At 45.3% G+C, this 11,612-nt stretch carries 10 protein-coding genes; 4 read left to right on the top strand and 6 right to left on the bottom strand.

All coding sequences use genetic code 11. From position 1 onward, the window contains the following. Window positions 1–158: 158 nt before the first annotated feature. The 6 genes from F0228_RS14990 to F0228_RS14965 form a co-directional block, all read right to left on the bottom strand. Window positions 159–1,139 carry an alpha-L-glutamate ligase-like protein gene (locus tag F0228_RS14990; RefSeq protein ID WP_061032868.1) on the bottom strand — a complete coding sequence of 327 codons (981 nt, stop codon included), beginning with the start codon at window positions 1,137–1,139 and terminating at the stop codon, window positions 159–161. Window positions 1,140–1,142: 3 nt separating this feature from the next. Continuing rightward, window positions 1,143–2,648, bottom strand: coding sequence for an inactive transglutaminase family protein (locus tag F0228_RS14985; protein WP_105057377.1), 1,506 nt, complete (start codon window positions 2,646–2,648; stop codon window positions 1,143–1,145). Window positions 2,649–2,665: 17 nt separating this feature from the next. Next, window positions 2,666–3,406: an ATP-dependent zinc protease gene (locus F0228_RS14980; protein ID WP_171730692.1), complete on the bottom strand. Its 741-nt coding sequence runs from the start codon at window positions 3,404–3,406 to the stop codon at window positions 2,666–2,668. 239 nt (window positions 3,407–3,645) lie between these two features. Then, window positions 3,646–4,617 carry a tRNA 5-methoxyuridine(34)/uridine 5-oxyacetic acid(34) synthase CmoB gene (gene cmoB, locus F0228_RS14975; RefSeq protein WP_061032866.1) on the bottom strand — a complete coding sequence of 324 codons (972 nt, stop codon included), beginning with the start codon at window positions 4,615–4,617 and terminating at the stop codon, window positions 3,646–3,648. A gap of 90 nt (window positions 4,618–4,707) precedes the next feature. Further along, window positions 4,708–5,436, bottom strand: coding sequence for a carboxy-S-adenosyl-L-methionine synthase CmoA (cmoA, locus tag F0228_RS14970; protein WP_061032865.1), 729 nt, complete (start codon window positions 5,434–5,436; stop codon window positions 4,708–4,710). A 139-nt stretch (window positions 5,437–5,575) separates the two neighbouring features. Further along, a complete protein-coding gene (locus F0228_RS14965) occupies window positions 5,576–6,460 on the bottom strand; it encodes a DUF72 domain-containing protein (RefSeq protein ID WP_171730691.1) in 885 nt (294 codons plus the stop codon). A 301-nt stretch (window positions 6,461–6,761) separates the two neighbouring features. Between F0228_RS14965 and aspS the strand changes: the two genes are divergently transcribed. The 4 genes from aspS (at window position 6,762) to ruvA (ending at window position 11,588) form a co-directional block, all read left to right on the top strand. Continuing rightward, a complete protein-coding gene (gene aspS, locus F0228_RS14960; protein ID WP_008219938.1) occupies window positions 6,762–8,543 on the top strand; it encodes an aspartate--tRNA ligase in 1,782 nt (593 codons plus the stop codon). A 150-nt stretch (window positions 8,544–8,693) separates the two neighbouring features. Further along, window positions 8,694–9,215, top strand: coding sequence for a crossover junction endodeoxyribonuclease RuvC (gene ruvC, locus F0228_RS14955; protein ID WP_008219936.1), 522 nt, complete (start codon window positions 8,694–8,696; stop codon window positions 9,213–9,215). A gap of 208 nt (window positions 9,216–9,423) precedes the next feature. Further along, window positions 9,424–10,884 carry a methyl-accepting chemotaxis protein gene (locus F0228_RS14950; RefSeq protein WP_171730690.1) on the top strand — a complete coding sequence of 487 codons (1,461 nt, stop codon included), beginning with the start codon at window positions 9,424–9,426 and terminating at the stop codon, window positions 10,882–10,884. A 92-nt stretch (window positions 10,885–10,976) separates the two neighbouring features. After that, entirely contained in the window at window positions 10,977–11,588 is a 612-nt protein-coding gene (gene ruvA, locus F0228_RS14945; RefSeq protein ID WP_008219934.1) for a Holliday junction branch migration protein RuvA, read from the top strand. The last annotated feature ends 24 nt before the right edge of the window (window positions 11,589–11,612 follow it).

The raw sequence follows: 11,612 nt of genomic DNA, 5'->3' as shown, positions 1-11,612 counted from the left end.
GTATAAAAGTGAAACTAAAAGGCCTGACTCCGATAGAATATCGAACTCAGGCCTTGAAAGCCGCTTAACAGAAATGTCCAACTTTACGGGGTCACTTCACTATGCGGCTTTTTTATTGAGCTCTAATTAGGTGTCCATTGACCTAATCAGTAAATAGCTTAGCTCGGAACAATCTCGTTACCGTGAACACCGAATTGCTTAGCTGCGTATGCAACGCGCTCTGCTGGTTTCGGGTATTCAGCTGGCGTACCAAGGTTCTCAATATGGTGTAAGCGTGGTAGTAGACCTGCGCCGTTCGCGATTTGTATAGCCAAACCTGGACGTGCGTTAAGCTCAAGTACCATTGGGCCTTCTTCTTGGTCTAAAACCATGTCAGTACCCATGTATCCAAGACCTGTCATTTCCCAAGCGCTTGATGCCAGTGTTAGCAACTTTTCCCAGTGAGGAACTTGCAATAATGCTAGCTCTTTACCTGTATCTGGGTGATGCGTCACCGGTTGGTCAAATTGAACCGCTCGTACCGCTTTGCCCGTTGCAATGTCGATCCCTACACCAACAGCACCTTGGTGAAGGTTAGCCTTACCATCAGAAGCAGAGGTTGAAAGACGCATCATCGCCATGACAGGGTAGCCTTTGAATACGATGATACGTACATCTGGCACCCCTTCGTAACTAAAGCCATCGAAACACTCATCAAACTTAATCAGGTTTTCAACAACGGCAACGTCGTTCTTACCACCTAGTGAGAAAAGACCAGCAAGAGCGTTACTGATGTGACGCTCTACATCTTCTTCATTAATGGTAGAGCCAGACGGCTTGGTGTAAACGCCGTCTTTGTGTGAGGTGATGACAAGGATACCCTTACCACCACTCCCTTGAGCCGGCTTGATTACAAAACCAGGCCATTCTTTTACCATCTTATGGATTGTCTTTACTTCAGCTTGGTGACTGATCACGCCGATAAGCTTAGGTACAGTTGCACCAGCTTGTTCAGCGATGATTTTAGTCTTTAGCTTGTCATCAACTAACGGATACTTGGAACGATCATTGTAGCGGCCAATGTAACTATGGTTACGCTTGTTCATTCCCATGATGCCTTTGTCTTTCAACCGAAACGGCGAAGTAAACTGATCAAACATAGCTTAGTCCTCCGTTAGCGGTTTAAAGCGACGAAGCTCAGTCAGACGGTAGCCTGTGTAGTTACCTAGTAACAAGATGGTCGCAAGGATAACCAGTTGTAGACCGATAAAGTTAAACGTTAAGTGTTGAATGAACGGGTTAGTCATACCCAAGTAAACAAGAATCGCAGTGAATAGAGAGCCACCGCCTTGTAGCATTACTTCTTTCGCACCTTCTTCTTCCCATAGGATAGACATACGTTCAATCGTCCAAGATAGGATGATCATTGGGAAGAACGTAATAGACAGACCTTCAGTCAGGCCCACTTTGAATGCCACTACGGTAAACACAGAAATAATCATGATTACCGTGATAATCACCGCGGATATCCTGGCTACCAGTAGCAAGTTAAGCTTGGATAGGTAACTTCGAATCACAAGACCCGTACCGACAATCAGAAGGAAACCAACGATACCTGTTACTAGCTGCGTTTGAACAAAGGCAACCGCAATCAGAACCGGCATGAAGGTACCAGATGTCTTCAATCCGATGATGACTCGTAAGAACACCACGATTAATGCACCAATAGGAATCAGCATGATGGTTTTAAACATCGCTTGCTCTTCTAGCGGTAGGCTGTGAATCGATAGGTTTAATAGCTGGTCTGCAGAGACTTTGCTGTTGGTTGCTTCAGTCGGGGTGACCTCTTGAGCAATCATAGAGAAGTGAACTTTACTGTTTTGGCCGCCAACGACATCTAATAGAGATACGTTTGACTCGTCCCAAATCAATAGGTTTGGTTGAATTTGTTGTTCGCTTGACTCAGGAGAGAATAGGATCCACTGATCGTTGTCCCAAATTTGAATCATGTTCTGGATAGACTGACGACGACGGCCATCTTCTAGCTCGATAACACCAACCACTTTGTTGTGTATTTTCGCTGCCGAAAGTAACTTGTGTGTCGCTTCCACTTTGGTCATGTTGTTCAGAAGCAGCGCAGAGTTTTGGCTATCTGGATCATTAAGCGTTTTGATTAGCTCACGAGTGAAGGTTAGGTTGTCCGCTGAACGCTTGGTTGCGCGGTCAATTAGTGCAAGAGACGCCGCTTCTTCTGGGCCGTCGAAGCTTGGTTGAGCAACTTCACCTTCTGGCGGGTTTTCAGTAACTTTTGCTTGGCTGTCGACTAAGAATTGAGTCTTGTAGTAAATAGTTTGCGGGCCATCAGCATAACGGATAGACCATTCAGCGCGGCGGCCTGATTCGGTATTCAAGTATGAGATACCGTAGCCTGGTGATGACGCTGACTCGCTAATAAGTGTGTAGTTAGACTGAGTATGAGGAGCCGCTAATGAAACCTTCGCTTCTTTGCCTACAGCATTGAATTCGATACGTGCTTCAATGTCCCACACCTGCCTGGTTTCCCCTGGGGTCCAAGGAACACCATAGGTCGTATGTCTGAACATACTCAGTGTTATGCCTGCTACGATGAGCAGGAAAATAGAGATATAAAATGGAATTCGTGACGTCATAGCTTACCCTACTATTGTTATTTGGCTTCCGTTTGTACGTACTGTTTACTTACATCTACTAGCGCGATGTCTTTGATAAATTCGCGCCCTAGTAATACAGGGTGACTCATTTGAGAGCGATCCGCCAATGTAAATTGCGCTTTTTCATGGATTTTTCCAACTTTAACCCATAATTCGATCACAGCTCGACGTTCTGCTTGGTCGGTCGTTGACTGACGGATTTTCACATAACGTACAACAGGCGCTTCAATCCATTTTTGATCTTCTGTCGCTTGTGATTTATCAGCTAGGTGGAATCGTACCCAATCTTTGCCATTGCGTTCGAATTCTTTGATATCGACAGCATTCAAAGAGGATGTTGTTGCACCCGTATCAACACGAGCATCGAAGCTTTGTTTGATAGAGTCGATAGATACTTTTTCGATGCCGCCAAGGATTGTCGGCTGTGAAGTCGGAGCAACAGGAGCCGCTGCAACTGCGACTGGCTCTTCTTCTTCCAGTTCTTCAATCACTTTGTGTTCCATGCTGGTTAGGTGAACATCAAGCTGTTGGGAAAGGGTTGCGATTTCGTCTTCTAAGCTTTCAATGTAATCGCTTTGATTGCTTAGTTGCAGTTCAAGATTTTGAACCTTATTTGCGATGTTTGTCTCTGAGCGGGCAATAGCGTCGAGAGTTTCTTGGTGGTAGGCCGCACCGTTAGTTAGGGTACAACCAGAGAGCAAACCAACCGCCACAATTGGCGATAATCGCTTAAACATAAAAAAACCTTTGGGAAATTTGAGAATAGTTCAGACTATTTAGAATTTTAGCCCACAAAAAAGGATGCGTGAAGCATCCTATTGTAAGAGTCTGGTCATATTGAATCGCAATGTGAGCGCTACGCCAATTATTGCTATTTGAGATAGCTCATTTATTAAACACTGATCTGTTTTAGAAAATAAATGAGCTCTAGAGACAAATTTTGTTACGACGCAATTTGGGCTTTTGAATATTTAGTTTATGGCTTGGTTGCGACAAGAATAGCGCGTCTCGGCGCCGGGTGACCTTCAACGGTTTTACTTGGGTCGTTTGGATCTAGGTAATCTGGCAGAGAGTTGTGTGTCATCCACTCTGTCGTGCGCTGTTCACCAATTGTTGTGACATTCTCATCCACGATGCGTACGTCTTTAAAGCCAACTTGTTCAAGCCAGCGTTTCAGTGCGCGAGCAGAAGGGAAGAAGTACACGTTTCTCATCTGTGCGTAGCGATCAACAGGCACTAATACTGCGTTCTCATCGCCTTCAATCACTAGAGTCTCCAGCACTAATTCACCGCCAGACACTAATTGGTCCTTCAGTTGAATTAGGTGATCCAATGGAGAACGACGGTGGTACAGCACACCCATGCTGAATACTGTGTCATAGGCTTCAAGTTTTGGTAGCTGTTCGATACCCAAAGGTAGAAGGTGAGCACGTTGGTCGTTGCCCATTAACTTGCGAATCGCTTCAAATTGAATCAAAAACAGGTGAGAAGGATCAATACCAACAGTTAAGCGAGCCCCTTCACCTAGCATGCGCCACATGTGGTAGCCGTTACCACAGCCAACATCTAGCACCGAACGGTTCTTTAATGGAGAAATATGTGGAAGCACACGATCCCATTTCCAGTCACTGCGCCACTCTGTATCGATATGGATGTCGTGAACCGTATAAGGACCTTTTCTCCACGGGTGGAACGTCTTCAATAAGCTTTCTAGCTTTTTCAGTTCACCTGTGTGGTATGGCGTAGAACTACCAATCGTCACTGAATTTTTCAGGTCAACTTGATCTGGCACGTCTTGTGGAATCTTGTTTAACGCACGTAACCAACGATCGAAATCACCGTGCTCTGCATTTTGCCAATCCGTCAGTTGCTGTGGCAAAACGTTAAGCCACGGCTGTAGGCGAGTATCTTGGGCAATAAGTTGATAAAAATTGGCAAAATTAAACATAGTTTTTCACTGAATTGGTGGTGTAAAAGTTATCGTGTCATTCACTACGGTGAGTATGACGTTCTAGTACGAGCTAACCGAGTTTGCGCGCTATTTAATCGCGAACATTGATCCAAAGTTAAAGCATTGGAACCATACTTCGCTGCTTGAGAAGCCAATCTTATTAAAGCGCTCTCTGTGAACAGGGATAGAGTCAGGGCGCATTACGTTTTCAATCGCGCTACGTTTTTGGCTTACTTCAAGTTCGCTGTATCCGTTAGCACGTTTGAAATCATGGTGCAGGTCGATAAGCAGTTCGTTCGAACTTTCATCTTCGAATACGTATTTCTCAGACAAGATTAAGATTCCGCCTGGGCGCAGGCCAGCATGAATTTTTTCAAGTAGGGCGTAGCGATCGTCTGGCGACAGGAATTGCAGCGTGAAGTTAAGTACTACTACCGAAGCGTCTTTGATTTCGACTTCGCGAATATCGGCTTCGATGACTTCTACAGGCGTGTCGCTGCGGTACGCGTTAACGTGTAATTTACAGCGTTCAACCATCGCTTCTGAGTTATCAATAGCGAAAATTGTGCAGCCTTCTTGCTGGATGTGACGACGCATGGAAAGTGTTGCAGCGCCCAGAGAACAACCCAGGTCATAAACGTTTGAATGCGGTTTTACGAATCGCTCCGCTAACATACCGATAGCTGAGATGATGTTGCTGTAGCCAGGAACCGAGCGTTGAATCATATCCGGGAATACTTCTGCGACCCTTGCATCAAAGGTGAAGTCTCCAATTTTATCAATAGGAGCGGAAAAGATGTTGTCTTTGTTGCTCATGGCATTCTCTCTCGACAGTCAGCGTTATTGGTATAAAACTCGTACCAAATAAAAGGGGGCGTATTTTACGAAAAAATAGGACTGCTGTCACGAAAACTCAGATTACAGCTGAGGATTACTGTTGTAAGTACAAGAAGCCTTAAAACATCGAGATTTGATGATTGCCTTTCTGAGCTGGAAATTGTTCCAGGTCAGGTAGTAATAGTGACGTATTTTCAGACACTTGCTGTTGCAATAACTCATAGATGGCGATCGCGAGTTCCGGCGCATGATTGTTGTCTGGAGTGTGGATCATTAGATACGGTTGTTTGCCGTCACTTAACCACTGGGGGATTTTGCTAAACCAAGGTTTGAAAAATTCGATATTTGGCGCTTGGTCAGGGTGACCGATAAAACGGATCATCGGGTTGTTGGCCGTTGCAATGGCATGAACGGGCACGCGTGGCTTTTTCTGGTGTGCGTCGATTACCGCTTCTGTGGTTGGCGGCGCAGAAAAAACAGGGCGACTATCCATAATGATGCGGTTAATGCCTTCTTCCACGAGCCATTGGTTAAAGCGTTTTTCAGCATCGCCTTTATCAAAGAAGCCTAAATGGCGAACTTCAACGCCGAGCTGCATCTCCTTTGGAAACAAGGTGCAAAATTTTTGCAGAGTAGGAAGCATACTAGGTTCAAAGCTGTGTGGTAGCTGTATGGTCCACTGACCTATGCGATCATGGAGGGGTGACATGGTCATTAAGAACTCTTTGAGCTCGGCTTGGCAGTGTCTAAGCTGTTGCTGGTGGGTGATGAACTTGGGCAGTTTGAAGGTGAACTTGAAGTCATCGTGGCTTGCCGCTTTCCAGTTATGCACGGTAGTCATACTCGGCGTCGCGTAAAAGGTCGTATTGCCCTCTACGGTATGGAAAACTTGAGTGTACTTTTCAAGGCGCTCTGCGGGTTTGGTGCCTTTACCGTAGAACTGACTTTGCCACTCAGAATGAGACCACATAGTTAATCCAAGTCTTAGAGGTAAAGTGTCCATCGTTTTTGCACCATTAGTCATCACATTACTGCTTTTAATCGAAATGAAAATCTACTGTACGAGACTTTTGCTGATTAAGGTACTTTCGAGATATAATTATCGCAATTTTTTTGGTTTTGGTGAATCTTTGCGCGTTTGATGAGCTAAAAAGCAGCAAAGCCAGATAAAACACAATAAATTCGAGTGTGGAAGGTCGATTTTAACCGAGTTTCCGCGTATAAATGATTCTTTGCTCTGTTATGTGGAATGACCACTGACAGCTTGGAAATTAGTAAATAATTAAGAGATTGGGAAATTCATTATGCGTACCCATTACTGTGGTAACCTGAACAAGTCCCTGGCGGGACAAACTGTAGAATTGTGCGGCTGGGTAAACCGTCGCCGTGATTTAGGCGGTCTTATCTTTATTGATATGCGTGATCGTGAAGGCATCGTTCAGGTTGTTGTCGATCCAGATATGAAAGATATCTTCCCGATCGCTAACCAACTGCGTAATGAATTCTGTATCAAATTTACTGGTGAAGTACGTGTTCGTCCTGACAGCCAAGTAAATAAAGACATGGCTACTGGTGAAGTAGAACTTTACGCGACTGGTCTAGAGATCATTAACCGTTCAGAAGCGCTTCCACTAGACTTCAACCAAACGAACTCTGAAGAACAGCGTCTTAAGTACCGTTACATCGATCTTCGCCGTCCAGAAATGAGCGATCGCATCAAGCTTCGTGCACGTGCATCTAGCTTCGTTCGTCGTTTCCTAGACGAGAACCTGTTCCTAGACATCGAAACACCAGTACTAACTAAAGCGACTCCAGAAGGCGCTCGTGATTACCTAGTACCAAGCCGTGTTCACAAAGGCAGCTTCTACGCGCTTCCTCAATCTCCTCAGTTGTTCAAGCAACTGCTGATGATGTCTGGTTTTGACCGTTACTACCAAATCGTTAAATGTTTCCGTGATGAAGATTTACGTGCTGACCGTCAGCCTGAATTTACTCAGATCGATATCGAAACATCGTTCATGTCTTCTCAAGAAGTACGTAACATCACTGAAAAGCTAGTTCACGATATGTGGAAAGAGCTTCTAGATGTAGAACTAGGTCAATTCCCAGTAATGCCTTTCTCTGAAGCGATTCGTCGTTTCGGTTCTGATAAGCCAGATCTACGTAACCCACTAGAGCTTGTTGACGTTGCTGACCTAGTTAAAGACGTTGAGTTCAAAGTATTCTCAGGCCCTGCTAACGACGAAAAAGGCCGTGTAGCGGTTATCCGTGTTCCAGGTGGTGCTAAGCTAACTCGTAAGCAAATCGACGGTTACGCAGAGTACGTAAACATCTACGGCGCGAAAGGTCTAGCTTGGATGAAGGTTAACGACCGTGCAGCAGGCATGGAAGGTATCCAATCTCCAGTTGCTAAATTCCTAAGCGAAGACGTAATCAACGGTATTCTGGATCGCACTGAAGCTGAATCTGGCGATATCATTCTGTTCGGCGCAGACAAAGCGGGCATCGTTGCTGAAGCAATGGGCGCACTTCGTCTTAAACTAGGTACAGACCTAGAGCTAACAGATACATCTGCATGGGCTCCACTGTGGGTTGTTGACTTCCCAATGTTTGAAGAAGACGGCGAAGGCAACCTACACGCAATGCACCACCCATTCACATCACCACTAGGTGTGACTGCGGAAGAGCTAAAAGCGAACCCAGCAGCAGCAAACTCTGATGCATACGACATGGTAATCAATGGCTACGAAGTAGGCGGCGGTTCTGTACGTATTCACAACGCAGAAATGCAAACTGCTGTTTTCGGTATCCTAGGTATCGAAGAGAAAGAGCAACAAGAGAAGTTCGGCTTCCTACTAGATGCTCTTCAATACGGTACTCCACCACACGCTGGTCTAGCATTCGGTCTTGACCGTCTAGCAATGCTACTTTGTGGTACAGAGAACATCCGTGACGTTATCGCATTCCCGAAAACAACAGCAGCTGCATGTCTACTAACAGACGCGCCAAGCCTAGCAAACCCTGCATCACTGGAAGAGCTAGCAATCGCTGTTAAAGTTGCACAAAAAGAAGAGTCGGCTGAATAAGCTAATAGTGACTCTTTCTTTGAGTGACTTTCTCTTTAAGTAACCTTCTTTTTAAGTAAATAAAAATGCCCGTTAATTTAACGGGCATTTTTTTTAACGTTCGATATACTAAGCTGATAAAGCATGTATAAATAATCAGTACTAGAAGTTATGTCTATTATCTTAGGGATCGACCCTGGCTCTCGCATTACCGGTTACGGCGTGATTCGTCAAAATGGCCGTCATCTGTATTACTTAGGCAGTGGGTGTATCCGAACCTCAGAAAAAGAGCTGCCAGGCCGACTCAAGCAGATCTATGCGGGCGTGAGTGAAATCATTACTCAGTTTCAGCCAGATGTGTTTGCCATTGAACAGGTCTTCATGGCAAAGAATGCGGACTCGGCACTCAAGCTGGGTCAGGCGCGTGGTAGTGCAATAGTGGCCGCTGTAAATGCAGATTTGCCGGTTCATGAATACGCGGCTCGTTTAATTAAGCAAGCGGTAACAGGTAATGGTGGTGCAGATAAGTCTATGGTTCAAAATATGGTGATGAGCATGCTTAAGTTGCCAGCTAAGCCACAGGCTGATGCCGCCGATGCGCTAGGCGTAGCGATCACTCACGCCAACACCAACAAAACTTTGATTGCACTGGCGGGTAAAGCGACAGGCGCGAGAAAAGGGCGTTATCGTTAATTTCCCATCTCCAGTTAGCTTCAGGTTACCTTCTCTTTTTCCATTGATGAGCCTCACGTTTGGTTTGGCTCAGATCACAGCAATACGCCGCTAAATCCTTGATGAAATGAGATCTTTCGAACAGAACCTAAATAATAACATTGCGCACTGTTTAACATGTTATTAACATTGGTCGGAGGTCTTATAAGTTAATCAAGGATGATCACTGATGAACCCTATCAAGTTGTGGCGCGTGCTATTTCTGCCCAAAACTCGCGAATGGAACAACAATCAAACCAGACAAGCCGACATCTTATTACTTTTCACTTTCATCGCTCTCTTTGTTGGTATCTACAGCTTTATTAAATGGACAAAACACGAGGAGCAGCTGCTTGTTGCTACTTCTGTGTTCCTTATCGTCTTTGAACTGCTCTCAGCCACGTTACTTCGTGTTACTGGAAAACCAAGTTTGGCACTTAACTTTGGTTTTGTGGGTATGGCGGTACACGCACTGAATATCATTTATCAAAGTGGTGGTGTGGTGGACTCGACGCAGGCCTATTGGGTGCCTTTGTTAGTGGTTGCTTTCTTTTTATCAGGAACCCGCATTGTCGCTTTGGTGTGGAGTGGACTGGTGATTGGGGTCTCCTTAGTGATGACGTCCGCTCATTTAAACGGGTTCATATTTCCGCAGTTAGTGCTTACTCCAGAAGCGTTGGTTGTTGAAACATGGTCAGGTGTGATTATGCCGCTGGTGGTGATCTGTATTGCCCAAGCATTTACAGCAAAGCAAAAAGAAGTGGCTATCGAGATGGCAGAAGAAGCCATTTCAGAGAGTCAGCAGGTCGCCAACAAAGCGACACAAAGTGAAGGACGTTTGTCAGTTGTGCTTGACCAAGCTAATTCAAACTCTGAAAGCCTACAGGACGTTTCTGTCCATTTAGAGCAACAGTCACAAGACTTACATGCGCAAGTCGAAGTGTTGAACATCAATTGCGAATCTCAGGCGAGTGCTGCCGAGGAGATGAGCCAGCAACTGCATCAAATGACGCAAGGTATCGCAGAGTCGAATTCGTTTGTCGGTGAGCTCAAAGAGCGCAGTGAAGCCGTTGGTACTAAAGCGCAAAAGAGTTCTGAATCTCTTGAGGCCTCGACCGGAGCCATCAGTCAAATCATACAAAGTAACCAAGAGATCATGAAAGTCGCTGACTTAATTACTTCGGTAGCAGAGCAAACCAATTTACTCGCGCTGAATGCCGCAATAGAAGCGGCTCGCGCAGGTGAGCAGGGCAGAGGCTTTGCTGTGGTAGCTGACCAGGTAAGGGAGCTGTCAGCAAAAAGTAGTCATTCAGCTATCGAGATCCGAAGCTTGTTGGATCGCAGTAAAGTGGAAGTGGAGCATGGCAGAGCGATCATCGAAACCACGGCCAATGAAATGAACAGCATTATTTCAGAGGTTCAGACTATCTCTACTGATGTGAACCAGTTAACCGATATTATGGCAATGCAGATGGACTCACTGAAAGAGCTGGATCTTGCGAGCTCAGAAGTGGCACAGAGCGTTGCGGAAACAAAATCGGTATCAGGTTTAGTGGCTAATTATGGTTCTGAACTGACAGGACATGTTACCTCTGTCAAAGATCTAGTCGAAAGCCTAAATAACGTGGTCTCCCAAGCTAAACAAGCGTAAATAAATCCCTCCAAAAAACATAAAGAACTGGATAAGCATCCAGTTCTTTTATATTCTGTCCCTCAAACTAAATTCCATCAAGAGAGCGAACTGTGATCGGACGTCTACGCGGTACATTAATAGAAAAACAGCCACCAGAATTATTGATTGAAGTCAGTGGTGTTGGTTACGAAGTACAAATGCCAATGAGCTGTTTTTATGAACTACCAAACGTAGGCGAAGAGGCAATTATCTACACGCATTTTGTAGTACGTGAAGATGCTCAGCTACTTTATGGCTTCAACACGGTTAAAGAGCGGGCGTTATTCCGTGAAGTCATCAAAGCAAACGGTGTGGGCCCTAAACTTGGCCTTGGTATTCTTTCCGGTATGACGGCGAGCCAGTTTGTTCAGAGTGTTGAGCGTGAAGACATTTCTACGCTAGTGAAGCTACCGGGTGTTGGTAAGAAAACCGCTGAACGTCTAGTTGTTGAGATGAAAGACCGACTAAAAGGTTGGGGTGCTGGTGACCTGTTTACGCCTGCGACTGACGCGGCGCCAATTGACTCTATGCCAACCGTTCACGATGCTGAAGAAGAAGCGGTAAGTGCACTGCTTGCATTGGGCTATAAGCCGACTCAAGCTTCTAAGGTGGTTTCTCAAGTGGCTAAAGAAGGTATGACGAGCGAACAGTTGATTCGTGATGCCTTGAAGTCGATGGTTTAATAAAAATCGACGCTGACGATGTAA

The organism is Vibrio sp. 99K-1 (genome assembly GCF_013114585.1).
Taxonomy (GTDB): Bacteria; Pseudomonadota; Gammaproteobacteria; order Enterobacterales; family Vibrionaceae; genus Vibrio; species Vibrio chagasii_B.
The sequence above is the reverse complement of the archived record's forward strand: the minus strand, read 5'-3'. Positions and strand labels throughout refer to the sequence as shown.